21 protein-coding genes are annotated in these 25,356 nt (G+C 39.5%); 12 read left to right on the forward strand and 9 right to left on the reverse strand.

Annotated elements, in window-relative coordinates; all coding sequences use genetic code 11:
• Positions 1 to 19: 19 nt before the first annotated feature.
• The gene (locus LLW17_RS15240) at positions 20 to 544 is read left to right on the forward strand and encodes a hypothetical protein (RefSeq protein WP_228231149.1); all 525 of its coding nucleotides are present in this window, start codon (positions 20 to 22) and stop codon (positions 542 to 544) included.
• 537 nt (positions 545 to 1,081) lie between these two features.
• Here the strand turns inward: LLW17_RS15240 and LLW17_RS15245 are convergent.
• Positions 1,082 to 4,525, reverse strand: a complete 3,444-nt coding sequence (locus LLW17_RS15245; protein ID WP_228231150.1) for a methylmalonyl-CoA mutase family protein — start codon at positions 4,523 to 4,525, stop codon at positions 1,082 to 1,084.
• A gap of 164 nt (positions 4,526 to 4,689) precedes the next feature.
• Between LLW17_RS15245 and purU the strand changes: the two genes are divergently transcribed.
• From purU to LLW17_RS15270, 5 genes are all read left to right on the forward strand, one after another.
• Positions 4,690 to 5,544, forward strand: a complete 855-nt coding sequence (purU, locus tag LLW17_RS15250; protein ID WP_228231151.1) for a formyltetrahydrofolate deformylase — start codon at positions 4,690 to 4,692, stop codon at positions 5,542 to 5,544.
• A 111-nt stretch (positions 5,545 to 5,655) separates the two neighbouring features.
• A complete protein-coding gene (locus LLW17_RS15255) occupies positions 5,656 to 6,357 on the forward strand; it encodes a DUF4197 domain-containing protein (RefSeq protein WP_228231152.1) in 702 nt (233 codons plus the stop codon).
• A gap of 6 nt (positions 6,358 to 6,363) precedes the next feature.
• Entirely contained in the window at positions 6,364 to 7,341 is a 978-nt protein-coding gene (locus tag LLW17_RS15260) for a carbohydrate kinase family protein (protein ID WP_228231153.1), read from the forward strand.
• Between the two features lie 385 nt (positions 7,342 to 7,726).
• Positions 7,727 to 10,756: a SusC/RagA family TonB-linked outer membrane protein gene (locus LLW17_RS15265; protein ID WP_228231154.1), complete on the forward strand. Its 3,030-nt coding sequence runs from the start codon at positions 7,727 to 7,729 to the stop codon at positions 10,754 to 10,756.
• A gap of 10 nt (positions 10,757 to 10,766) precedes the next feature.
• The gene (locus LLW17_RS15270) at positions 10,767 to 12,125 is read left to right on the forward strand and encodes a RagB/SusD family nutrient uptake outer membrane protein (protein ID WP_228231155.1); all 1,359 of its coding nucleotides are present in this window, start codon (positions 10,767 to 10,769) and stop codon (positions 12,123 to 12,125) included.
• Positions 12,126 to 12,176: 51 nt separating this feature from the next.
• Here LLW17_RS15270 and LLW17_RS15275 read toward each other — a convergent pair whose 3' ends face one another.
• The 6 genes from LLW17_RS15275 to LLW17_RS15300 form a co-directional block, all read right to left on the reverse strand.
• Positions 12,177 to 12,956: an ABC transporter substrate-binding protein gene (locus LLW17_RS15275; protein ID WP_228231156.1), complete on the reverse strand. Its 780-nt coding sequence runs from the start codon at positions 12,954 to 12,956 to the stop codon at positions 12,177 to 12,179.
• 18 nt (positions 12,957 to 12,974) lie between these two features.
• Entirely contained in the window at positions 12,975 to 13,796 is an 822-nt protein-coding gene (gene pyrF, locus LLW17_RS15280; protein ID WP_228231157.1) for an orotidine-5'-phosphate decarboxylase, read from the reverse strand.
• 18 nt (positions 13,797 to 13,814) lie between these two features.
• Positions 13,815 to 14,891: a peptide chain release factor 1 gene (gene prfA / locus LLW17_RS15285; protein WP_228231158.1), complete on the reverse strand. Its 1,077-nt coding sequence runs from the start codon at positions 14,889 to 14,891 to the stop codon at positions 13,815 to 13,817.
• 112 nt (positions 14,892 to 15,003) lie between these two features.
• Entirely contained in the window at positions 15,004 to 15,723 is a 720-nt protein-coding gene (locus LLW17_RS15290; protein WP_228231159.1) for a hypothetical protein, read from the reverse strand.
• 126 nt (positions 15,724 to 15,849) lie between these two features.
• The gene (locus LLW17_RS15295; protein WP_228231160.1) at positions 15,850 to 16,161 is read right to left on the reverse strand and encodes a hypothetical protein; all 312 of its coding nucleotides are present in this window, start codon (positions 16,159 to 16,161) and stop codon (positions 15,850 to 15,852) included.
• Between the two features lie 769 nt (positions 16,162 to 16,930).
• Positions 16,931 to 17,923: a hypothetical protein gene (locus LLW17_RS15300; RefSeq protein ID WP_228231161.1), complete on the reverse strand. Its 993-nt coding sequence runs from the start codon at positions 17,921 to 17,923 to the stop codon at positions 16,931 to 16,933.
• A 251-nt stretch (positions 17,924 to 18,174) separates the two neighbouring features.
• Here LLW17_RS15300 and LLW17_RS15305 point away from each other — a divergent pair, with 251 nt between their 5' ends.
• From LLW17_RS15305 to LLW17_RS15325, 5 genes are all read left to right on the forward strand, one after another.
• Positions 18,175 to 19,038: a M57 family metalloprotease gene (locus tag LLW17_RS15305; RefSeq protein ID WP_228231162.1), complete on the forward strand. Its 864-nt coding sequence runs from the start codon at positions 18,175 to 18,177 to the stop codon at positions 19,036 to 19,038.
• Positions 19,039 to 19,408: 370 nt separating this feature from the next.
• Positions 19,409 to 20,749, forward strand: a complete 1,341-nt coding sequence (locus tag LLW17_RS15310) for a tyrosine-type recombinase/integrase (protein ID WP_228231163.1) — start codon at positions 19,409 to 19,411, stop codon at positions 20,747 to 20,749.
• A 451-nt stretch (positions 20,750 to 21,200) separates the two neighbouring features.
• The gene (locus tag LLW17_RS15315; RefSeq protein WP_228231164.1) at positions 21,201 to 21,473 is read left to right on the forward strand and encodes a helix-turn-helix domain-containing protein; all 273 of its coding nucleotides are present in this window, start codon (positions 21,201 to 21,203) and stop codon (positions 21,471 to 21,473) included.
• A gap of 197 nt (positions 21,474 to 21,670) precedes the next feature.
• Positions 21,671 to 22,225 carry a hypothetical protein gene (locus LLW17_RS15320; RefSeq protein WP_228231165.1) on the forward strand — a complete coding sequence of 185 codons (555 nt, stop codon included), beginning with the start codon at positions 21,671 to 21,673 and terminating at the stop codon, positions 22,223 to 22,225.
• Between the two features lie 5 nt (positions 22,226 to 22,230).
• A complete protein-coding gene (locus tag LLW17_RS15325; RefSeq protein ID WP_228231166.1) occupies positions 22,231 to 22,698 on the forward strand; it encodes a hypothetical protein in 468 nt (155 codons plus the stop codon).
• Positions 22,699 to 23,289: 591 nt separating this feature from the next.
• Here LLW17_RS15325 and LLW17_RS19020 read toward each other — a convergent pair.
• Positions 23,290 to 23,520: a helix-turn-helix domain-containing protein gene (locus LLW17_RS19020; protein ID WP_350355216.1), complete on the reverse strand. Its 231-nt coding sequence runs from the start codon at positions 23,518 to 23,520 to the stop codon at positions 23,290 to 23,292.
• Between the two features lie 99 nt (positions 23,521 to 23,619).
• On the opposite strand from LLW17_RS19020, the gene LLW17_RS15330 reads away from it, so the two are divergent.
• Positions 23,620 to 24,174: a hypothetical protein gene (locus tag LLW17_RS15330; protein WP_228231167.1), complete on the forward strand. Its 555-nt coding sequence runs from the start codon at positions 23,620 to 23,622 to the stop codon at positions 24,172 to 24,174.
• A gap of 94 nt (positions 24,175 to 24,268) precedes the next feature.
• Here the strand turns inward: LLW17_RS15330 and LLW17_RS15335 are convergent, their stop codons facing one another.
• On the reverse strand, positions 24,269 to 25,153 hold the full coding sequence (locus tag LLW17_RS15335; protein ID WP_228231168.1) for a hypothetical protein: 885 nt from the start codon (positions 25,151 to 25,153) through the stop codon (positions 24,269 to 24,271).
• Positions 25,154 to 25,356 lie beyond the last annotated feature (203 nt).

Consider the following 25,356-nt stretch of genomic DNA (forward strand, 5'->3'; position numbering starts at 1 on the left):
AGCACAAAATCCAAAAAACATGTCTTCAGAAGATGATACTCCTTATGAGGATTACCGTTCAAGCCCGTTATACCAAAAAGCCTACGAAATTTTAAAGCTGGCCAACCGCATTGCCGAAATCGCCTCGTCTTACGAATTGCAGAGCGACACGCCTGAAGAACAGGAAATCCTGCGCAGCCATGCGATTTATATCCGGGAAGATGCTTCAATCATACCCGCAAAAATTGCCGGTGCGTGGAACTGCGATCTCTACGACATCAAAATGGAAAAGGCCGCGATCATTCGCAAATGCGCCCGCGAACTCGCCACGCATATGACCGGACTCGAGATGTATGGCTTTAAAGAAACCGAATACCTCGATTTACTGCGCGACGAGATTGAGCATTTCCGGGTTTTATTTGCCCAGTGGGTGCAGACTTTTGACCCGTGGAATTACATCATAGACCGCTGGGGCTTGTTTAATCCGCCGGGAGTGAACTACGACGATCCCGACCCGGATGACGATATACCTTTCGATCCCGATGATTTTGATTTTGAGGATTAGATATGCTAGACTTGAGACACTAGATTTTAGAGATTAGATCCCGGAAACTATAGTATGAAGTCTACTATTTGGCATTTGGGCGTGCCCCTGCGGGTCGGGCCATACGCTGCAAGTCCTCGCTACGCTCCGGGCTTTCCGCTGCTGTCCCTCACGCGAGTTTAAATGCTAGATTCCAGTTAAAAAAAAAGACCTCACAGGTTTTAAAAACCTGTGAGGTCTAAATTTCAAATAAGAATTAAAAACCCTTCGGCTTCGCTCAGGGTAAGTCCTTCGATAAAACTCAGGACAGGCGATTCGCGCACTATTTCCTGCGGCAAAGCCTTCTTTTCAAGAAACCTTTACACTTCTAAAAAAAATTCAGATTAAAAGAGCGACCCTTCGCATTCGCTCAGGGTAAGCGATATACTCAAGATTTTATCTGGATTGTCTCTCTAACCAACGTTTATCATAAACTAGAAAGACCCTTCGGCTTCGCTCAGGGTAAGCGATTCGCACACTATTTCCTTCGGCAAAGCCTTGGAACTAGTGGCTCTCTGCTTACATATTTCTCCTATACTGCCCTCCTACTTCAAAAAGGGCGCTGGTGATTTGACCTAAAGAACAAACCTTGGTGGCTTCCATCAGGTGTTCAAAGATATTTTCATTTTGAACTGCCGCGTTTTGTATGCCTTCCAACGCTTTTTGGGCTTTGTCTTCATAAGCCTTATGCAGCTGCGTAAGGGTTTTAATTTGCGCCTTTTTTTCAGCTTCGGTAGCTCTGATGACTTCCATAGGTTTTACGGTAGGCGAACCGGTGCTGCTCAAAAAGGTATTAACCCCGATAATCGGGAATTCCCCGTTATGCTTCAAGGTTTCGTAATACAGGCTTTCTTCCTGTATTTTACTGCGCTGGTACATGGTTTCCATCGCGCCAAGCACTCCGCCTCTTTCAGTAATACGATCAAATTCAAGCAATACGGCTTCTTCCACAAGGTCGGTTAGTTCTTCAATAATAAAAGCGCCCTGAATGGGATTTTCATTTTTAGCCAGACCTAATTCCTTATTGATAATCAGCTGTATCGCCATCGCACGGCGCACACTTTCTTCGGTTGGCGTAGTAATCGCCTCATCGTAGGCGTTGGTATGCAGCGAATTACAATTGTCGTAAATCGCGTACAATGCCTGTAAGGTGGTGCGTATGTCGTTAAAGTCAATTTCCTGCGCGTGTAGCGAGCGACCCGAAGTCTGTATGTGATACTTCAGCATTTGCGCTCTGGAGTTGGCGCCGTATTTAAGCTTTAAGGCTTTCGCCCAAATCTTACGCGCCACACGCCCAATCACAGCATATTCCGGATCAATCCCGTTGCTAAAGAAAAACGAAAGATTGGGACCAAATTTATTGATATCCATCCCACGGCTCAGGTAATATTCCACATAGGTAAAACCATTTGCCAATGTAAATGCCAGTTGCGTGATGGGGTTCGCACCCGCTTCCGCAATATGATAACCTGAAATAGAAACCGAATAGAAATTACGGATCTGGTTTTCGATGAAATATTCCTGCACATCGCCCATAAGACGCAAGGCAAATTCCGTAGAAAAAATACAGGTGTTTTGTGCCTGATCTTCCTTTAAAATATCGGCCTGTACGGTACCTCGCACCTGACTGATGGTTTCAGCTTTGATTTTTTCATAAACGGCTTTAGGCAACACCTGATCTCCGGTAATACCCAGCAGCATAAGCCCCAGACCGTTGTTTCCTTCCGGCAGGGTCCTTTCAGCCTGCTTGGCCTCGGTAGAAAAATTCTCGTATTTGGGACGCTCCAGACCTTTGTCATCGTAGTTTACTTTCAGCTTTTCTTCAACCTCATTTTCCAGCCCGTTTTCCCTGATGTATTTCTCACAAGCCTGATCGATTGCCGCGTTCATAAAAAAGCCCAGCAGCATAGGCGCAGGCCCATTTATGGTCATACTTACCGAAGTCATCGGGTTTGACAGATCAAAGCCCGAATACAGCTTCTTGGCATCATCCAGACAGCAGATCGAAACCCCCGCATTACCTATTTTTCCGTAAATATCAGGACGGTGATCGGGGTCATTACCGTAAAGCGTCACACTGTCAAAAGCCGTAGAAAGGCGCTTTGCCGGTAAACCCATACTCACATAATGAAAACGGCGGTTGGTACGCTCGGGTCCACCCTCACCCGCAAACATTCGGGTAGGATCTTCGCCGGTACGTTTAAAAGGATATAGTCCGGCCGTATATGGGAACTCTCCCGGTACGTTTTCCTGCAATACCCACTTTAAAATATCACCCCAGGCCTCATATTTTGGCAAAGCCACTTTAGGAATTTGCTGATGGGAAAGCGATTCGGTATGCGTGTCGATTTTAATTTCTTTGTCCCGTACTCTAAATGTATAAACCGGATTTTTATAACGGTTAACCTTCTCTTCCCAGCCGGTAATCACTTCCCAATTGTAGGGATCGAGATCCATTTTAAGTTTATCAAATTCGGCCAGTAAAAGTTTAGCCAAATCACCATCCTGTAAATCTTCCTCCAAAACAAGACCTGCTTTATCTAAATCAGGCACTTTACCGGTAAGTGTTTCAATGGTTTTATAAATACCAAAAAGCTTCTGTGCCACAGCACTTTGCGTAAGCGCCGTGTCGTCATAACTGCGGTTGTTTTCGGCAATTTCTGAAAGGTAGCGCGTACGTGCCGGTGGGATCACAAATATCTTTTCAGACATCTCATCACTGATCTCAAATGTGCTTTTAAGACTGGCATTGGTTTTGGTGGCCAACGCATCCATAATCGCTTTGTACAGGCGATTCATTCCGGGATCGTTAAACTGGCTGGCGATAGTGCCGTAGATGGGCAAATCATCCTGCGGAGTATCCCACAATTGATGATTGCGCATATATTGTTTTTTTACGTCGCGCAAGGCATCCTGCGCCCCGCGCTTGTCGAACTTGTTAATGGCAACCAAATCTGCAAAATCAAGCATATCAATTTTCTCGAGCTGGGTGGCTGCACCAAACTCAGGCGTCATCACATACAACGAGACATCGCTGTGATCCAGGATTTCGGTATCGCTCTGACCAATACCACTGGTTTCCAGAATAATCAAATCATATTCAGCCGCTTTAAGCACCTCAACCGCTTCCTGCACGTGTTTAGAAAGGGCCAGATTGCTCTGACGGGTCGCCAGCGAACGCATATACACCTGTGGTGAATTGATCGCATTCATACGGATTCGGTCTCCTAAAAGCGCTCCGCCGGTTTTCCGTTTTGAAGGATCGACAGACACAATCCCAAGGGTCTTCTGAGGAAAATCGGTAAGAAAGCGACGTACGAGTTCGTCAACCAATGATGATTTACCGGCGCCACCGGTCCCGGTAATTCCCAAAACAGGAGTCTTCTCTGGTTTGTTTTCAAACTTAAATAGCTCTAAGAAGGTATCGTGATCATTTTCTGCTGTAGAGATTAAGCGCGCAATCGTGTTCACTTCCTTTTGCCCGAGCCTCTCTTTTAGATCAACTCCCCCTTTGGGGGCGGGGGGACTAAAGTCGGCTTTCTCCACCAAATCATTAATCATTCCCTGCAAACCCATTTCGCGCCCATCATCGGGTGCATAAATGCGGGTAATACCATAATTCATCAACTCCTCGATCTCTTCGGGAAGGATCACACCGCCGCCACCGCCGAAAATTTTGATATGCCCCGCTCCTTTTTCCTGAAGCAGGTCATACATATATTTAAAATATTCGGTATGCCCGCCCTGATAGGAAGTCATGGCGATTGCCTGCACATCTTCCTGAATAGCAGTATTAACAACCTCCTCCACGCTGCGGTCGTGACCCAGGTGAATAACTTCGACCCCGGTAGACTGAATGATGCGGCGCATGATGTTGATGGCAGCATCGTGACCGTCAAAAAGAGAGGCTGCGGTTACGATACGTACTTTATGAGTAGGCGAATAGGGCTTGATTTGATTCATTCGTAATATTTTACTTTACAGAAGCTACTAAATTAAATAATTGCCACCTAAATAGCATTTATTTTACAGTATTAATATTCTAAATTGGAAGGTAATTTTCTAGATTAGCTTTAATCAAAACATCGGCTAAAAATACAGGTTGTAACTAACCGCATCACCATATTATGCAGAAAATTACGCTTTTAATCAATTGCCCTGACCGCAAGGGGATTGTAACCACCATCACGCAGTTTATTTTAGAAAAACAAGGAAACATCGTGTATCTCGATCAGCATGTGGATCGCGAGGAACGTGTGTTTTTTATGCGGGTTGAAGCTGAGTTTGACGAACCCGATTTTAGCCTGGCGCAATTTGAAAAGCAATTTGTTGACCAGTTTGAGGCCGATTACCAACTGAAATACCAGCTCTATGATGCTCTGCATAAGCCACGTCTGGCATTGTTTGTCTCGAAGTACGATCACTGCCTTTATGATCTTTTAGGGCGAAATGCTTCAGGTGAACTGGAAGTAGAAATCCCGCTCATCATCAGCAACCATCCAGACTTAGAGATCGTGGCCAAACGCTTTGACATTCCGTTTAAATTCATTCCGGTTACTAAAGCAACCAAGGCAGCGGCGGAAGCCGAACAAATACGCATCATACGGGACAACAAAATCGATTTGATTGTACTGGCCCGCTATATGCAGATTGTTTCCAATGATTTTGTGTCGCAGTTCAAACACCAGATCATTAATATTCACCACTCGTTTCTTCCGGCATTTATTGGTGCTAAGCCCTATCACGCGGCTTTTGAGCGTGGAGTAAAAATCATAGGTGCCACCAGCCACTACGTCACGGCAGATTTAGACGAAGGCCCCATCATTGAGCAGGAAATCGTTCGGGTTTCTCACGTACATTCGGTTCAGGATTTCATCTTAAAAGGCCGAGATCTGGAAAAAGTGGTACTCGCGCGCGCAATCAAGGCGCATATTGAGCACAAGGTTTTGGTCTACGGCAACAAAACGGTGATTTTTGCCTAAGGTTTTTTAATCTTAAGAAAATAGCTTAACTTAACTCAGGTATAGACAGGATTGTACCTGTTTGCTTTTCGCAAAAGCGAAAACTTAAAATCAATTACTTAGCCCTTTTTCATGAAAAAAATAATTGCTCTTGTTTTTATATTCACACTAAGCGCGTGCGCCGAATTGCAGTCTGTCGTTGACAGCCTGCCCAATCAGGTAGGAGTAGATAATGCCACCATTGCCAGCGGTCTACGTCAGGCTCTTGATTTTGGTATCGAAAAACAAGTAAGCAAACTCACCCAAAAAGACGGTTTTTACGGCAATCAGCTTGTGAAAATCCTATTACCCGAAGAACTTCAAAAAGTAGATCGCACGCTTAGAAATGTGGGGTTAGGCAGCCTGGCTGACGAAGGTTTAAAAGTGCTTAACCGCGCTGCCGAAGATGCCGTGAGTGAAGCAACTCCTATTTTTGTGGATGCGGTGAAAGGCATCACCTTTACCGATGCTAAAAATATTCTGCTGGGTAACGACACCGCTGCAACCAGTTATTTGCAAAACCGAACGCAAACTGCGCTGTATGCAAAATTCAATCCGGTGATTCAAAATTCCTTCAGCAAAGTAGGTGCCGACAAAATCTGGACAGACCTTATTACCCGTTACAATGCCTTACCCCTTACCAATGACGTTAACCCCGACCTCACCGATTACGTTACCAACGAAGCCCTGAAGGGAGTTTATACGATGATAGCGGTTGAGGAAAAAGATATTCGCAATAATTTTGCTGCGCGTACTACGGCTTTATTAAAACGGGTTTTTGCACTTCAAGATTAAAAAATTATGAGTAAGCCTTTAAAAATAGTTGTCGCAGGTCCCATCCCAAGGGATACCATTTCAACGTATGAAAATGACATCATTATGCGTTACGGTTGTGTAACGCACCCGGTAATCGCATTATCAAAACTTCTCGCTGACGAAGGCAGCGTGGTACCCGTTACCAATATTCACCAAAAAGATGAGGCAGGTATCGCTGAAGAATTTGCAACATTTACCAATGTAAGCCTTGAAGGTATAAACAGTAAAGAAGACCGGGGCACTGTTATTTTACTCGATTTTAAGGACCAAAACAACCGGGAGGAAAAGCAGCTGGCGTGTATGAACCCAATACGCCCGAAGCATATAAAACAACATCTGGACGCTGATGCCTTTGTGTTTGTGCCCATTACCGATTTTGAAATCAGCCTGAGCACCTTGAAGCACATCAAAAAACACAGTAAAGGCAAAATCATTTTTGATGCGCACGGCGCAACCACGGCAATGGATGTGAAAGGTCACCGGCATAGAAAATTCTGGGTTGACCGGGATGAATGGTTACCCTACATAGACGTGCTAAAAATGAATCTTGAAGAGTCGCAGTGTATGTCTTTCGCACGCGAATATGAGCACGAAATTCCTTCTATTTATGACGAAAACGCCACAGAACACCTGGATGACCTGGCTGAACACGTTTTGAAAAAAGGAGTTTCCTATTTCTACGTTACCATGGATTCGCGGGGCTGTATTCTTTACCATATGCAGGACGGGAAGGTTAAAAAAGACTGGATTCCTTCTGTCAAAGTTGATAGAGTGGTAGATACCACCGGCTGCGGAGACAGCTTTGCGGGCGGACTCGCTTATGGCTTTGCAAAATACAATGACCCTGTGCGAGCCGGTCAATACGCCAATATTTTAGGCGCACGACGCACGCAAGGGAAAGGCTGGGATGTTTTTAAAACTGCAGAAGAGACTGAAGCTATTCGGGAGCAGCATTATTCTTAAAGTCCGTTAATAATTTCGCCCTTTAAAAAAGCAGTATTCATAGTCTAATGATTTTAGAATCGCATTAAAATTAGCATTTTATGATAATTTAACAGAAATCGATTGCGTATTTTATTTATATAGTTTTTTATTAATTCTTCACTCTCTATCTACAATATCAATGATTTTTAATTTTTAGCGCTCTTTATTGCAAAATCTTTAAAAAATCATTCAGCCGTTATTGTTGAAGAATCATACAACTGTTCTCGATTACCTCTCAGGGTAGATTTTGTACTTTTTTTTGGTTTATTTTAGCGCTATATGACAGTTTTATCCCTAAGCTCTGGTCATTATGAGTGCCTTTTGTTTTGGGGTAATAGCTGTATTCTAACTAAAACCCTTTAATATGAAGAACAAATTACCTTTTTATCTAGGCTTCATTTTGATGCTTACCTGTTCCCTTGCTTTTAGCCAAACGAAAAGCGTATCGGGAACAGTTACGGACGAACAGGGAATGCCACTCCCCGGTGTGAATATTGCAGTGCAGGGCACCAACAGTGGAACCCAAACCGATTTTGATGGAAACTATACCCTAAATGCTGAAGAGGGGTCTGTACTTGTGTTTTCATATCTTGGCTTTAAAAATCAACAGGTAACAGTAGGCACAGGTTCAAGCTATAATGTTACCCTTCAAACCAGCGCTGATGAACTTGATGAAATTGTAGTTGTAGGTTATGGTACCCAAAGTAAACGCACGCTTACTGACAATATCGTCAAACTAAGTGCCGAAGACATTGACGAAGTTCCTGTTTCTAACTTTCAAAGTGCACTCGTAGGTAAAGCAGCCGGGGTACAAATCACCCAAAACAATGGTAAGGTCGAAGGAGGTCTTAATATTCGTGTGCGCGGTGCAACGAGTATTACAGCCGGAACACAACCGCTTTATGTATTGGATGGAATCCCACTGTATAATGCAAACGAATCCAGTAACGGAGCTCCAACAAACCCCTTGCTTTCAATCAGTCCTAATGAAATTGAATCGATTGAAGTACTTAAAGACGCTTCTTCTGCTGCGATTTATGGAGCACGAGGTGCAAATGGTGTTGTTATCATTACTACTAAAACCGGAAAAGAAGGTAAAGCAGAGTTTTCTGTGAACATCAGTCATGGTTTTAGTGAGCCTACCAATACCCGGGAATGGTTATCTGGCACCCAGTATATTGAGTTATTTCGTGAAGCTGCTATAAATGCGGTAGATTACGGGGAGTTTGCAGACCAGGCTGAAGCGGTAGATTATATTGAAGGTATTTTTGATTTCCTTGCCGCAGATACAGACTGGCGTACAAATCCAGTAAATACAGACTGGCAGGCACTTGCTTTTCAAAATGGTTCGGTTTCTGATGCCGATTTTTCTATGAGCGGTGGTACTGCCAAAACCTCGATTTTCTTCGCTGGTTCTATGAATGAAACTAAAGGTATTGTACGAGGTAATGCCTTAAGACGTTTTAACGGTCGTACAAACATCAGCCACAAATTCAGCGAGCGTTTTAATGTGGGAATGAACCTGAGTTTTTCGCGTACAGATATTGACCGTATTGCAAACGATAATCAGTTTACCACTCCATTGCAAGCCATCGCCCAGCCTCAATTGTCTCCGGCTTATTTAGAGGATGGCTCAATCAATGAGAACACACTCTATGCTAATTTCCTTCTCGAAGACAAATTCGCGTATTATAAAACTATCCTTCGCAGAGTTAACGGGCGTGCTTTTGGGGATTATGAAATTCTGGATGGTCTTAAAATCAATGGAAACTTTGCTTACGATTTATTCTACCAAACCGAAGACAACTTCAGAGGCAGTCAAACTCCATTTCAATCTACAAATGGTGAAGCCTTTGCCAGCAGTGTAAATGCCGAAAATTACATCGTATCAGGATTTTTAAGTTATGACAAAACCTTTGGCGATGTTCATACTATAAGTGCTGTAGCCGGTACCGAGTTAAACGAAACAACCAGACGTTTTGAAAGCGTTACCGCAAACCAATTCCCTTCAGATGATTTCCAAACCGTAAGTGGAGGTGCCCAAATTGTAGCCGGAGAAGGGTCTGAAACCGCAAATGCTTTTTATTCATTATTTGCTCGCGCTACATATGATTACGCCGGTAAATACCTTTTAAAAGCCAGTATTCGTAGAGACGGATCTTCCCGTTTTGGAGCCAATGAACGCTACGGTATATTCCCTGCATTTTCGGCAGGTTGGATTATTTCAGAAGAAGGATTTTTAAAAGATTCTGATGTACTATCCTATTTAAAATTACGCGGAAGCTGGGGTAAAACTGGGAATGCTGACATTGGCAACTTCCCTTCACGCTATTTATTTGAGTCTGTTTCTTATAACCAGAAAGCGGGAATTTCCTTTTCACAACCCGGAAATCCTGATTTAACCTGGGAAACTACGACCCAAACGGATATTGGTCTAGAATTTGGCTTCTTTAACGGAAGAATTTCTGGAGAGATCGATTATTACCACAAAAATACAGACGGATTACTGTTTGATGTTCCTCTTGTACCAAGTTCTGGAGCTCTCAGTATAAGCAGCAATATAGGCGAACTCGAGAATAAAGGATGGGAATTTATATTGAACACAGACAATATTCAGGCTGAAAACTTCCAATGGAGTACCAGTTTCAATATTTCAAACAATAAAAATGAGATTTTATCTTTGCCCAATGACAATAACGACATCATTACCGGCCGTAACATTCAACGTGTAGGAGAGCCTGTAAATTCATTATATGTTTTAGAATTTGCCGGTGTTGACCCGGCTAATGGAGATGGTCTTTATTATGTGAATTCTGTAAATCCAGACGGAAGCCTAAATAAAGAAACTACTAACAATCCTAATGCAGCTAACCGTATTGTCGCAGGAAACCCATTCCCAGAATGGTACGGCGGTTTGACCAATACCTTCAACTTCTTAAATGTAGATTTTTCATTTACGTTTCAGGGAGAGTTTGGAGCTTCCATTTTTAACGATGGTGGTCGCTTTCAATCAGCTAGTGCAGATTATTTTGACAACCAAACTCTTGATCAATATACTGATCGCTGGAGACAACCGGGTGACATTACCGACGTTCCTCAAGCGCGCTTATTTGGCGGAAATGGTACTGCAAGATCTACTAGATACCTGGACCGTACCGATTTTGTACGCTTGCGTAATGCCACATTGGGATATACTATACCTCAGGAAGCTATTGAACGTTATGGACTTTCAAAAGTACGTGTCTATGTTACCGGGGTTAACCTGCTAACCTTTACAGACTTTGACGCTGATTACGATCCTGAATCTACGAGTGATGCCGGGGGTGTCGGAGTATCTTTCTACTCGGCCCCACCGGCCCGTACGTTCTCTATGGGACTTAATGTGAAATTTTAAAAAAAAGGCAATGAAAAAAATATATAACTATTACATTTTACTAATCATCGCCATAGGTCTTAGCAGTTGCGATGACAACCTGGAAATAAATCCAAGACAGAGTATCGATGGGTCACTTGCCCTTGCTACAGAAGCAAACATTCAGGCACTACTAATAGGAATTTATGAAGATTCCGGACAGAGCGTGGCATTTGGTGGAGATATACAAATCACCAATGAACTTTTGGGTAATTCTGATCAGGTTAGCTGGTTTGGCACTTTTGTAGCTCCAAGACAATTTATTCGAAAAAGTATTCTTGTAGATAATAGTTTTGTTGGTGACACTTGGGCTAAAAATTATGAGGTAATTAACCAGGCCAACTTGATTCTAGACAACTTAGATGTAGTCACCAGTAGTGGTGTAAAAAATAGAATTGAAGGAGAAACTAAATACCTCAGGGCTTTAAATTATTTTTCCCTAATTACTCTTTGGGCACTGCCTTACGAAGCAGGGGTATCAAATACACAACCTGGAGTTCCTTTAAGGCTTATCGGATATGAAGACTACCGAACCCCATTACCTGCCTCACGCGCTAGCGTAGAAGAAATATATGCACAAATTTTAGCTGATCTTGAAGATGCTTACTCAAATCTACCTTCAAGCAACGACATTTTTGCTTCTAAATACGCAGCGCAGGCTTTGAGAGCACGAGTATATCTGCAAATGCAAAATTATGCAGCGGCGCGTGACGCCGCCCATGATGTTATCGAAAACAGCGGTGCAGAGCTTACCGAAACGTTTGCTGATGCCTTTAACAACGATGCAAACAGTAGTGAAGATCTTTTTGCATTTCAGGTAACCAATCAGACCGGTGATAATGATTTGATTACCTTCTATGCTTCTCAGGATAATGGAGGCCGTGGAGGGGATATAACCCTCAATCCCGAATATTTTGCATTATTCCCAGACGCTGATGATGAACGTAGCAGCTTTACTTATATAGGCGACTTTGGAGATGATCTTACTGCTAAGTATACCAATCAATTTGCCAACGTTGTAATATCCAGACTTGCAGAAATGTACCTAATTCGTGCTGAAGGTAATATTATAGAGAACACGACGGTAGGAGCTACCCCTGTAGAAGATATTAACAAGTTAAGAGTAAGGGCAAATGCAGACCCTGTTGCAGGACCGCTTACTCAGGCAGATATTCTACTGGAGCGTCAACTGGAACTCGCTTTTGAAGGTTTCTTGCTTCAGGATCTGAAGCGCACACAAAGCGCGGTTGATGATCTTCCTTATGACTCTCCCCGTTTGGTACTACCTATTCCGCAAAACGAAATGGATACCAATAATTTAATTGAGCAAAATCCCGGATACGGTTCTTAATTTAGCTCAAAAAGAATGCAAAAACGCCATCTCATAAGGATGGCGTTTTTTTTAGTTTATAGCTTCAAGTAATTTCTCAAAATAATCAAACGCCGGTAAAAGCCGGGTACCGTACCAACTGAAATATTCGCCATCTACCAAAATAATCTCTGCCTGAGTGTTTTGTTTAAAAGCCTCAATATGCTTTTCTTTAAAAGGGAAGGGTTCGGAGGAGAGCAAAACAATATCAAGCAGTTTGAGGTCATTTCGACCAATAACAGGATACCGATCTTTTTTGTGTGCGAAAGCATTCCGCAAGCCCAGAAGATTGAGGATACTATTAATAAAAGTGTCATTACCTGCTACCATAAGCGGATCATTCCAAATCAGGTAGCCAACAGACCGCTTTTGCAGATAAACTGTTTTGGTTTGGAAAACTGAAATACGGTTTTGTAACTCTTGCGTAAGCTGATTCGTTTTTGACTCCATCTGAAATAATTCACCCAGATCAGCAAGCAAAGCATAGACATCCTCAAAACTTATGATATCTGAAACATAAACAGGCGCTAATACTGAGCAACTTTCTACAATTTCAGGAGTATTTTCTTCTTTATTGCACAGTATAAAATCGGGCTTGAGCGCTGCGATACGGTCGAGGTGAATAGTTTTTGTTCCGCCCACGACCGTTTTTTTAGTACGCAACTCATTCGGATGTACGCAAAACTTGGTTATTCCTACGAGACGGTTTTCAAGGCCTAAATCAACTAGAAGTTCGGTAAGACTGGGAACCAGACAAACTATGCGCTGTGGAGAAGAAGTTAGAGTAAGTATACGGCCTAATTGATCATTCATAATATCAAAGCTCGGATTTTAACCCAACTTCTCGATATGAGTGGCCATCTGGCTTTGTAAATTTTGTGCTTCAGTGGCTGCAGCTTCAGCAAAATCCTTTTCCTTCGAAGCGTAAAGAATACCGCGGGATGAATTGATTAGGAGTCCGGCATCTTGTGTTGCGCCATACTTAAACACCTCGTCAACGCTTCCGCCCTGTGCTCCCACTCCGGGAACCAGCAGGAAAGCTTCAGGGATAATCTGGCGTATTTCAGCAAGATATTCGGCCTTTGTGGCTCCCACGACATACATCAATCTATCGCTATGTTTCCAGGTTTTTGAGGTTTTCAAAACCCGTTTATACAATTCTTCGGCTTCAATTTTCTGAGTTTGAAAATCTAATGCTCCTGGATTTGAAGTAAGCGCCAGCATTATGGTAAACTTTTCGGCGAATGCCAAAAAAGGCTCGACTGAATCTTTACCCATATATGGGGCAACCGTTACCGAATCAAAACCCAGATCTTCAAAAAATGCTTTGGCATAACGGCTTGAAGTATTGCCAATATCACCGCGTTTAGCATCTGCAATCGTAAAACACTCCGGATATTTTGAATTGAGATACCTAATGGTTCTCTCTAAGGATTCCCAGCCTTTTAAACCGTATGCCTCATAAAAAGCGGTATTGGGCTTGTAAGCAACTGCGTAGTGGTGTGTGGCATCAATAATCGCTTTATTGAACGCGAAAATAGGATCTTCTTCCTCCAAAAGATGCACGGGTATTTTATCGAGGTCGGTGTCAAGACCTACACAAAGTACCGATTTTTTAATTTTAATTTGTTCTACGAGTTGCTGCAGAGTCACGTCCTGATGCTTTAATAATTATAAAGATTCTCCGCCTTCGGCCAGCTTTTCGGTATTGCTTACCAGCTGTAGCTCATCTATAATACGCTGAATATCCCCATCAATAATGTTTGACAAATCGTAAAGTGTCAGGTTAATACGGTGATCTGTTACCCGGCCCTGCGGATAATTGTAGGTACGTATTTTGGCACTACGGTCGCCACTGGTAACCATTGAACCCCGTTTTGCAGACTCTTCTTCCTGGCGCTTGGCAAGCTCCATATCATAGAGACGTGAACGCAGTACTTTAAAGGCCTTTTCCTTGTTTTTATGCTGCGATTTCTGATCCTGACATTGTGCAACAAGCCCGGTAGGAAGGTGTGTTAAACGCACTGCAGAATAGGTGGTATTAACAGACTGACCACCCGGCCCTGACGAACAGAAATAATCGATACGCACTTCTTTAGGATCGATTTCCACATCAAATTCTTCTGCTTCCGGAAATACCATCACGGTTGCCGCACTGGTGTGCACACGTCCCTGAGTTTCGGTTTGCGGTACACGTTGTACGCGGTGTACACCGGCTTCAAAGCGCAGTGTTCCGTAGACATCTTCACCGGTAACTTCTACCTGAATTTCTTTAAAGCCGCCACTGGTGCCTTCACTGTAGTCAATAGTACTGGTTTTCCAGCCTTTGCTCTCGCAGTATTTCATATACATACGATAGAGATCTCCGGCAAATATACTGGCCTCGTCACCTCCGGTTCCGGCTCTGATTTCCATCACCGCATTCTTGGCATCTTCGGGATCTTTAGGAACCAGCATAAAGCGTATTTTCTCCTCAAGTCCGGGTTTGGCTTGTTTAGCTTCTTCAAGCTGCATTTTGGCCATTTCGGTCATTTCAGGATCACTACCGTCTGCAATGATTTCTTCGGCTTCCTCAATACGCTGTGTAAGCTGAATGTACTTTTCGCGCTCATCCATTATGGCGCGCAAGTCTTTATATTCTTTATTGAGTTCTATATAACGCTTTTGATCGCTGATCACATCGGGCTGAATGATTAAATCACTCACCTCATCAAAGCGCTGTTTTATAAAGTTTAGTCTGTCTAACATGGGAATTTTAATTGCACGCGAATTTACGCAAAAATAAAGGTTTATTCATTTATTAAAACCAATGTATCCAAAGATGGTGCGCGTTGATTTTAAAAAACCGAATTACCTCAAACTATTCCACCAGATCCTCTTCTCCTGCATCAGGTCGGGTTATGGCGTAATTCATCAACATAATGAGACCCGCCAAATAAAAGGTTCGGGTGACCAGAAAAAACAGATGATCTTCCATATAAACCCCGAAGTAAGCTGCAATATCAGAAATGGTAAATGCGAAAACAGCGAAAGAAAACGACAACGCTCTTACACCGCCAATCCTATAGTAGTAATAGACTGCAAGCAGAATTAGGAAGACGATGCTGATCCCGAGAAAATAAAAATAGTAAATCAAATCCCGATCGTGTTCTGCCATATCCAAAACAGATTCCAAACTATAGAGAATTACAAAACACGCCAAAACTACAAAGCCGGTAATCGTAATAGAGGGTGTTATAATTTTAAAGCGCCACAAACTTTTTAACTGCCTGATAAAAAGGCTTAAATAAGCAATACCCCCGCAAATAAAAAACCCCCAATCGTTAGTGCCATCCTCATAAAATATGGCCGCGATATCCCGAAACCAAAATGCTATAAGCGTAATAATTAATTTTTTTCGGTGCGCCGGGAAAGCAATTAAAAAATATCCATTTAAAACTGTCGAACCTGCAAATCGGATAACTCGTGAAGCATCTGTAGGAAAAAACAATACTGCAATAAAATTTATGGCTATAAGCAAAACACCTATAGCTGCGAGCATCTTAAACCGCTCTAACTCCTTAACAGTAAGACCTTTCATACTCTTTTAATTCTAAAAGAAACATAAAAGTTGGGTATTGCAAATAAACGCAAAATTTTAAGAACCCGGTTTCTAAACTTTTGATCTGTTACCATTTCGATCAATTCATTTTAATTAAATAACACACTAAAAGGAGTCTTTAAGCATTTCAAGATCTTCCTGCTCTCTTCGTTCACCCTCGGTATCGATTACAAAACAGAGCAGAAAGCCCAAACTCAATGCATAAAAGAACCGGTCTGAATACCAAAGCTCATCATACTGATTATAGTAGGCCAGACAGGCACTCACATCAGCGAAAATGAACCCAAAAACCATCATTGCAAAATGAAGGCTTCGGTTACTGTTGAGTATAAAATTGTAATAAAAAGCAGCTGAAACCAGAACAATTAGCGCTGCGCCCAGGCAATAAAAAAGTGGTAATTCGAGAATGCCATGCATTTGGTTTTCTACGAAACCGGATAGCACAAAGAGGATAAAAATATTACCTGAAGAAATCAATGCTGCAACAAGGAGTGATGATTTTTTAAAGCCTGATAACCTTACAAAGGGCAAGCGTTCTATGCAAAAAAGGGTGTAGCTGGAAGCACTTAAAAGTAAATACAGCTCAGCCCCCCAGCTTTCCTCAAAAAACAAATGCACAAAATCCCGCAACACTAAAAAAATGAGGGCTATTGTCACCCATAAATTACGGCTTTTTGTAAGTAAAAAATAGATAAAGAGAAACACAAGCGTAGATACAAATCGCACAGCCCGCATGTGCTGTAAATCAAAAAAATAAACCGGGATCAGGTTTATAAGAAGGGCTAGCACCACCAGTGCAAAGATCCCTTTATATCTATTGAGCGTTAAGAACTGCAAACTTTTCTTCCACCTTTTGTTAGCAATAGTCGACAAGATAATTTTTTTCCTCGTTAATTATCCATTACTACCATAAAAAAAATCCGCAATTGAACCCTAGTGAATATTGATTGTGAGACTGGAAAGATATATACCCGCATAGCCGAAATCTGATAGATTGTTTCTTTATGGCAAAAATCAATCTTACCATAAAAGACATCAGGAAAGAAATAAATAAACATCTACTCTGTGTAATAAAGGAATTCTCAATTGAAACAAATGAATGATTTAATCCTATCTCTCCAGATATAAAATAAGAAGAGGAATTACCCAAGTGGATAATTCCTCTTTAAACAAACTTAGAATGGTATTAGTTATTCTGTTGAATTACATCAGATGAGTTACCGTTTCCTAACTGATTAATAATACTTGAATGATCAAGTCCCAATTGGGTAACCGCAGCCCCGTTGCCTAACCCGTTTTGTGTTTGAAGGGCATAATTCTCCGCACCATTCTGAGCGACGGTTGCAAAATTATTTCCTACACCTGTTTGTCTGGTGATTGCGGTGTTATCATCTCCAAATTGCTCTTGCAGAGAAATATTAGAAGAAAAATATTGCTGAGTACGACCAAAGTTACCGTTACCAAGTTGAACTTGCCTTGAAAAGTTACCACTATTACCCTGATAAGCAATAAGCTCATTGTCATCGCCTTGAGTTGCCTGAAGAGCAAATTGCCCTGTACCCCTTTGGGTAATTGTAGAACTATTATCATTCCCGTATTGCTCCTGCTGCGCTAAACTCCCCTGAGAAGACGCAAAGCCCGTTAAAGCTTCACCTTGCGTAATTGTTGCCACGTTCCCTGCTCCTTCGACAATTTGAAAACCTTGATTAGAATTACCCCATTGTACGATATCTGTTTCATTTTCGCTACCAAAAACATCCGCAAGGGCATAGTTACTATTACCCTCCTGAATAATACTTGAGTTATTCAATGAACCTCCAGTATTTGTAACCTGTGTTATAAACCCATTATTCCCAGAACCGTCCTGATCGACAGATGCTATATTTTGTTGTCCTGTTTGACTTACTTCTGAATAGTTGAAACTTCCTAACTGATCAACACTTGTTAGATTGGCATTTCCTGTCTGATTCAGGATACTTTGGTTTATAAGACCATTCTGGGTAATATCAGCTTCGTTACCAAGAACATTCTGATTAGCGCTGGAAAAATTACTTTGCCCCGTTTGCGATACAACAATCTCGTTGTTGTCGCCTGTTTGACTCACAAGACTTTCATTGCTCTGTGCTGAGGCAGCTGCTACAAAAAGTACGCTGCCTAGTAAAATGATTGTTTTTTTCATGGATTGATTAATTAGAATTTAGTTGATGTTTTATAAAAAGTGTTTAACTACCCACCCTGATATTTAGGTTATGCCCGTTATACATTTCTTCTTCTCAATCTAGAATTTATATTTTGATTTCATCAAATTTTTCGTCAAAACCCCAAGTTCACGGATTAACGACGTTTTGTGTAAAAAGTTCAATTTCAATGAATTATATCCGATTTTTTTAATTAAATTAACTCAAATTAACCAACTTAAAATAACTATTTATGAAAAAACAATTTCTCCTTTTTGCCGCAGCAGCCTCATTAATTATCTCCTGCCAAACCGATGAAGTGAATTCAGAAGAAGCAACTTCCGAAGTTGAAGAAATTCAAACTGAGAACTTAGAGATAACAGCAAAAACGATCTCAAAAATCAAATCCTTGAGCTTAAATAGCGATGATATTGAAACAATAACCACAAGATTTCCTGACGGAAAAATCGAAACCAGCTACCTTGTAGAAGGTGACATTTCAATAAGTAAATCTCAGCTTGAGAGTATGAAGATAGCCAAGACTAATACAAAGCAATACCGCACCTACAATCTTGTTGAGTCACCACGGGTAATTGAAGTAACAGGTTATGCTGGTAATGGAGACCCTTTAAATTTAACTCCTAAACAACTAGAAGCTCTTGAGGCAGCCATAGATAACTATAATGACTTAGGAATAGGCTTAACGTTTAATCTTACCATAACTTCAGACATACCCACATTATTAAGTGGCGACACCTACGTATTTCAAAATCCTAATGGTCAGGCAGGCGGTGTTGCCGGCTTTCCAAGTGCTGGCAATCCTTTTGGTACTGTTCAAATCTTCTCTGGAATGGAAGCTTTTTCACTTCAGGTTAATACGCACGTAATGACCCATGAGCTTGGACACACAGTAGGTTTACGCCATACAGACTGGTTTACGCGCCAGAGTTGTGGCCGACCTAGTTTTGGAGAATTGGCAAATCCTAGTGGAGCAGTTCATATACCCGGAACACCATACGGCTTTGACCCGACTTCGATTATGCTTTCGTGCTTTTCGACACGCGTTACAGGAGAATTTGGTCCTAATGACGTTGTTGCCTTAAACTACCTCTATTAGATCAAATAGGATAAAATATATCTATTAAGATTTAAAAAAGCACCAAAGTACATACTGGAAATACTTTGTGTCTTTTATAGGGAAGTAAAATTTTCCTCGTTTTAAATAAAAAACGCTGTCACTAAAGTGCCAGCGTTTTTTTTGTGACCCCGGAGAGGTCACAAACACATTAATCTAAACTAATCTCACTTAATTTAACATAACGAGTCAAACTCCTCTAAAGCCCTGAAATAATAAATGCTTTCAGTCTAAATAACTAATTTTACATATTTCATTAATCCGATAGATTAGCCAAAAAGTGACACACTTAAAGACACAAATTAAATTTTTGTGTCACTTTTTACTTTATATTTACCGAAAACAATGAGAAATGGCTAAGCTGACTTACAAACTGCGCCCGGCAACCGGAAAAAACACAAGTATTCAATTAGTTTTCAATTATGGTACTGGTAAACGCTTTAGATATAGCACCGGTCTCAAAGTAAGTGACAGCAAAAATTGGGATGAGACCAAAATGCGAATCAGAAAAGTCACGAGTGAGTTAAACAGACAAGACATAAACAACAAGCTCGATGAAGTCCAAGCCAAGATTAACAAGGAATACTCGAACCTTAGAACCAACCTAGGCCAGGTAATTAATAACGATAAGCTCAAGGTAATCTGCGATGAGGTTCTTTTTCCAGAGCGGCTAGTTAATGATGAGGTTGAAAAATTAGAATTACTGCCGTTCTTCCATTGCTTTTTAAACAATTATAAGACAAACCCATTACCAACAAGCGGCAAGCCATTAGGAAGCGGCACTATCAGAACCTACAAAAACACTCTAACAAAACTTGAAAAGTTTAGCTCCGAGCAGTACAAAATCACATTTGATAAGATAACCTTAGATTTTTACGATGATTTCGTTAACTGGCTATATGAGAACAATTATTCTACTAACTACGTTGGGACGATAATTAAGATTTTAAAAACAGTTATGAGTGCGGCCTTTGAGAGAGACCTGCACAATAATCTTGACTATTCCAAAAGATACTTCAGCAAACCCACAGAACAGGTCAACAATATCTACTTGACCACAGAAGAACTAAAACGCATTTACAACTACGACCTCAGCCAAGAGCCTACTCACATTCACGAAAACGGACTCAAAATGACGAGTAAACTTTTAACGAGAGCCAGAGACTTATTCCTAATAGGTGCTAATACCGGCCTGAGAGTGTCCGACTTCAACCGGCTAACCGCAAAAAATATCGTAACCCGAAATGAAAATCAATACATTGAGGTTGTGACCAAAAAAAATAATAAAGCCATAACAATACCGATAAACTGGATGGTAAGTGACATACTGAAGCGAAATGAAGGCAAACCACCGAAGCGGATGCCAGACCAGCATATTAATTATTGTATTAAAAAGGTTGCTGAGTTAGCTGAGATAAATGAGTCAGTCAGTAAGGAGATAACGAAAGGAGGTAAAAAAGTAATTAAGACCCATAAAAAGTTTCAGCTGGTAGCCAATCACACGGCCAGAAGGTCATTTTGTACCAATGCATACCTCAGCGGCATGCACACCATTGACATCATGGCTATCTCAGGTCACAGCAGCGAAAAAGTATTTTATAATTATATTAAAGTATCTCATTTTGAGAGAGCTGAAAAGCTTGGAAAACACAAATTCTTTTCTAACACTAATTTAAGGGTTGTGAATGACTAAGACTCATCAATTTTTATTACCAAACTTCCGAAACTAGAAGAATTTTGGCATTTTAATTTAATTAAAATCAAAAAGCAGTGTTTTCACCCCGAAATCACTGCTTTTTTAATACGATAAATGTTAAATTTTGTGTATTTCATCGATTATTTTTTTTAATCTAGCTAGATTAAAATTCACTTGACTCAAAATCAATAAGTTAGTTAAAATTTATAATTTAAATAAAATAAGATGTTGGCTGTCAGCGATTTACTGTTGTAAAAACAGAAATTTCCCTTTAAAATTACAATGTAAGTTTTTTGATGCGCATCTAATCATTTACACAGCCAATTGAAGCTTCGGCTGGTGTTTTAATCAAACAAACAAATAGAACTCTAATAGTCTAGAATTGGGGACGTTCTAGAGGGTGAATAACTATGTCCTAAAGTGAAATAATAATTTAAAATAATGTTTTATGAAAACAGTTATGATTGAAAATACCAGCACAGAGGAGCTGATAAATGAATTGGAAAATTTAATCCAAGTTGCTATAAAATCTATTCAAAAGAAGGAGAATAATAGCACAGCGAAGATATTAACCAGAAAAGAAACAAGCGAACTTTTAAAGGTGAGCTTGGTAACACTCCACAAGTGGAACAAGCTAGGGGTATTACCTTCCTATTCAGTAGGCAATAGGGTATACTATAAATGGCTTGATGTCGAAAATGCCATGAAAAGAGTAGCTTAAACCCTTCTCTACAGGGGCAAACTTATCTTGTTAGTCTGATGCCCGGCTAAAAAAGTTTTTGACTCTAACCACCTGTAAATACTGATTACTTAAAAATAAATCGCAAAAGTATTTCCTTTTGCCCTATGTGGTGCTATTTATAAATAGGACATGTCCTAGGTATGCCCGTTAATAACTGAAAAATTAACTTATAAAAAATGACAAATGAGAAGATAAGGTTCAATGAAATAATTAAAAGTAAAAATGACCAAAAGCTAGATATATGGTTTTGTCTTAAAGATTTAGTGGAACTTAAAGGTATAAGCTACAGAAGCTTAAAGACAATGGTTAAAGAGATTTACAATAAATATAAAGACCATGGAACAATTTATAAAAAAGGAGGAAGATATTATATAAAGTATAATCTATTAGACAAGTTTGAGCTGAAGCAGCCCAGAAAGGTCACAAATTACAGTTACAACTGGAAGTCAAATATCTCATATACTACACTTGACCGTTATGAGCTAAAATATCATCAGTCGATAATACAAGAGATAAAAAATAACACTCCAAAAGTACTGTATCTAGAGAAAATAGAACCAGATAAGTCAGGACGCTTACACGTTCATATGCTGGCTGATGCCAAGCCTGAAGAGTTAAAACCTGTAATATCTAATATCTTAAATAATTATCTGGAAAACGAAAATTACTATCGACTGTATTGCGAGCCAGTCCAAAATAAAGCTTGCTCAATTAATTATTTAAACAAATAAATTTTATGAGAGAATTTAAAAATTACCATTACGATTTAATCAAAAATTATATTAATAGCGATGAGGAGTTATTCCAAAAGTTAGCTACAGCGGAAATTCACAACATCTTGGCCGATGAAGAGCTTAATAATCCGAATATGACAAACCAGGAAAAGCGTGAATTCATCCTACAGCAGATAGCAACAAATAAAGATATATTAGTTAGAATCTACGTTTTGAAAAAGATTAAAGGAGAGCTAAATGATTTATTTCCAAATTTTATTTACAACATATTTGATGATTCGGAATGCCCTGAAATAAAGTGTATGTCTGCCTATCAAGCCTCTTTTTATGAAAGAACATTCGTAGAGAAAAAGGAAAGTGCAATCGCGGAATACATTACTCTTATGGAAAATAATGAAGTATGGAAACTTTTTGAAGATGAAAATTATCCAGATTTTTTAATGCCAAATTCAGCAGGAACAGATGTCTAAAATAAAATTTAACAAAGAGCTGAAAAGGCTGAAAACTCTTATGAATATACATGAGAGTTCACACGAAATAGAGACAGCTAACAAACTCATCAAGTCACTTCGTATGGAAGACCCAGCAAGACTTACTAAAATAAAGGTTATAGGGTATGTAACCACAATTTTGACGAACAAAGGCTACGAGTCAGAAAAAGCTCGAAATATGCTTAAAAGCCTATTAAATGAGTTTCCTGAGTTGAGGTCATTTTCTTTAGAAGTACAGAATCAAATAGCCTCCCCTCCTGCTTAGCAATTAAAGAGTTTCAGGTTTCAGTGTTAGCGGTAACCTTTCTTTCACCTTAGAAATTAACGCCCTCAATATTTAAAGGTTAGATGTATTGAAAAAAATTTTCCCAAAATTTAGCATTCTTTTAGGTTCTATTTTGTTCTTATGCGTACGGGTAAAATAAGGTCAACTTTTAATTCATTCTCCCAAAACACCAGTGATAACAGGGTTTTTGTACTAAAGAATCACTATCAAATCAATGATTTAAATAAAATTTCTGAAGATAATTCATCAAAATTCAAAAGCCCCCGTTTTGGGATAGGAAGAAATCAGTTAGAAAAATTAAAAAGTTGATGAACCTCAACCTCTAGTGCATCGGCTAATACTTTAGCTGTACTGATTGAAGTATTTATTTGACCTCTTTCAATTCTACTGATTTGAGAATATTCCATGTTGGATTTGTGAGCTAGTTGTTCCATACTACAATTCTTAGACTTCCTTATTCTTCTAAGATTTTCACCAAAACGCCTGACAAATTCTATATCTATGCTTTTTCTCACTAAAGCAAGGTCGGACTAGATAAATTTTTATATTATAGCATTATATGCCACATTTCAAACTCTTTTTTTATTTTTGAAAACTCATTTAATCAATTAGAAATGTCTACTACATCTAAACCGAAAGAAAATTATTGGGGTTACATCCTTTTTGCAGCACTTTTCCTTTTATATACAACATATTCAGATGGTATTTGGGAAACACTATTAAGCTCTGATAATGGAAATGGTAAAAAACCCAAGAGAAACATTTCAGCACTTTCAAGAGATAATCAAGAAGAGGCTCTATCCTATTGCTCACTTACAACCTCTGAGGCCTATGATTATCTTATAAACACCCGTTCATTTACTTTAAATGGTTATGGCAGTGTGAGTTTCAAAGAAGACTATAATCACGGCAGTCGTAATTGGGAAGAAGGAATTATAACTATTAGTGGTAGCGGGTATCGATTAACTGGAAACTGGAAATTATCTCGAAATAAAAAAATTAATGTCTACAATCTTATTGCCACAGGAGGTAATTATGATGCTTCAGCCAATACCAAAACTAGAGGGCACTTTTTAATTGAATGTAATGGTAATCTAAAAGGAATTTTGATTGACCCCAATGGGAATACCAGAGATATAATTATTAAAAAAATTGATGATTTTTTCTAAATACGGAATTTTCTAGAAGTCTTATTTGCTGTTTAAAATAAATTTTAAAAAATATTGAATAGACGAAATCGACCAAAACAATATTAAATTTAATCTAATTGATGCCGAATTGGATTATTATTAGGTCTAAGTTCTTTTTTAAATTAAATTTTGAAATCAGGTTTTCTATATTATTCAATACCTCAAAAATTGCATTACTTGGATGAACGAACTTGTTTCTTAACTTATTTATATTTTCAAAGGGCGTTAATCCAAAACTATATTCTTTATCCAATTCAAGCATCCTACAATACTCTATATAAGTTCCTAAACCTTTCGTTCTTAGCATTGATTCAGTAACACTTGTTTGCTCGAGTAATAATTGAAAAAGGATTAGTTCACATATTGAACCTGCCAATGAGGTTGATGAATAATAATTCCTTTTTAAAAAATTTTCTTTGAACTCTTCGTAATAAGTGTGTAGCAAAGCACGATAGGGGTCCAGACTGTTTTTATCAAATTTATAATCATTTCGCCTAGAAATTGAATTACTTGAGACTGGTATCATTAGACCATTTAAAACCTTTAAATGAATTTTAGGAATAACTGTTCCTATGCTAAAAAGTTTTAGATATTCTGATACTGCTTGAAAATTGAGATACCAACTCGCTTGCTCTAATGATATTTCAGAATTATTAATATTTGGTTTAAAATAAATTGAATTCTTAGTATAATTTGAATCCACAATTTTAAATAAAAAACCCCTTGCGGAAGATTTGATTTCTAATAGTCTACCGCTAGGGTCAGATACTCTGTCAAATTTGGAGGAAAATATAAATTTTTTGCAATTGAATCGTTTATTGAAATACAAAAATTCATTCTCAACTTCAACCATTTTTATATGGAAGCCAGCATTTAGTTTATATTCAAAAATTTCAAGTCTCTTCAGTGGAATTGATATAAACTTTAAATTTCCATTAAGAGTTGATTTATTAGCCATTTATAATATCTTCCATTTTCTTAATGGCTTCCTGTTCTTTCAAATGAGCTTGGTACCTTAATTCATTTGCTTGTAATGAGCATCCCCCAAAAATTAGGACAGTAATTTAAGTTCCAAAATAACTTTAAATTTACTGTTTTATGACACGAAGAAAATTCACACCCAAGTTCAAGACCAAAGTGGTTTTAGAAGCTCTCAAAGAG

It is taken from the genome of Leeuwenhoekiella parthenopeia (genome assembly GCF_020782115.1).
GTDB lineage: Bacteria > Bacteroidota > Bacteroidia > Flavobacteriales > Flavobacteriaceae > Leeuwenhoekiella > Leeuwenhoekiella parthenopeia.

Coding starts and splice junctions, on each gene's coding strand:
- LLW17_RS15240 (WP_228231149.1), top strand. CDS start 20: ATGTCTTCAGAAGATGATACTCCTTATGAGGATTACCGTTCAAGCCCG.
- LLW17_RS15245 (WP_228231150.1), bottom strand. CDS start 4,525: ATGAATCAAATCAAGCCCTATTCGCCTACTCATAAAGTACGTATCGTA.
- purU (WP_228231151.1), top strand. CDS start 4,690: ATGCAGAAAATTACGCTTTTAATCAATTGCCCTGACCGCAAGGGGATT.
- LLW17_RS15255 (WP_228231152.1), top strand. CDS start 5,656: ATGAAAAAAATAATTGCTCTTGTTTTTATATTCACACTAAGCGCGTGC.
- LLW17_RS15260 (WP_228231153.1), top strand. CDS start 6,364: ATGAGTAAGCCTTTAAAAATAGTTGTCGCAGGTCCCATCCCAAGGGAT.
- LLW17_RS15265 (WP_228231154.1), top strand. CDS start 7,727: ATGAAGAACAAATTACCTTTTTATCTAGGCTTCATTTTGATGCTTACC.
- LLW17_RS15270 (WP_228231155.1), top strand. CDS start 10,767: ATGAAAAAAATATATAACTATTACATTTTACTAATCATCGCCATAGGT.
- LLW17_RS15275 (WP_228231156.1), bottom strand. CDS start 12,956: ATGAATGATCAATTAGGCCGTATACTTACTCTAACTTCTTCTCCACAG.
- prfA (WP_228231158.1), bottom strand. CDS start 14,891: ATGTTAGACAGACTAAACTTTATAAAACAGCGCTTTGATGAGGTGAGT.
- LLW17_RS15290 (WP_228231159.1), bottom strand. CDS start 15,723: ATGAAAGGTCTTACTGTTAAGGAGTTAGAGCGGTTTAAGATGCTCGCA.
- LLW17_RS15295 (WP_228231160.1), bottom strand. CDS start 16,161: ATGCATGGCATTCTCGAATTACCACTTTTTTATTGCCTGGGCGCAGCG.
- LLW17_RS15300 (WP_228231161.1), bottom strand. CDS start 17,923: ATGAAAAAAACAATCATTTTACTAGGCAGCGTACTTTTTGTAGCAGCT.
- LLW17_RS15305 (WP_228231162.1), top strand. CDS start 18,175: ATGAAAAAACAATTTCTCCTTTTTGCCGCAGCAGCCTCATTAATTATC.
- LLW17_RS15310 (WP_228231163.1), top strand. CDS start 19,409: ATGGCTAAGCTGACTTACAAACTGCGCCCGGCAACCGGAAAAAACACA.
- LLW17_RS15315 (WP_228231164.1), top strand. CDS start 21,201: ATGAAAACAGTTATGATTGAAAATACCAGCACAGAGGAGCTGATAAAT.
- LLW17_RS15320 (WP_228231165.1), top strand. CDS start 21,671: ATGACAAATGAGAAGATAAGGTTCAATGAAATAATTAAAAGTAAAAAT.
- LLW17_RS15325 (WP_228231166.1), top strand. CDS start 22,231: ATGAGAGAATTTAAAAATTACCATTACGATTTAATCAAAAATTATATT.
- LLW17_RS15330 (WP_228231167.1), top strand. CDS start 23,620: ATGTCTACTACATCTAAACCGAAAGAAAATTATTGGGGTTACATCCTT.
- LLW17_RS15335 (WP_228231168.1), bottom strand. CDS start 25,153: ATGGCTAATAAATCAACTCTTAATGGAAATTTAAAGTTTATATCAATT.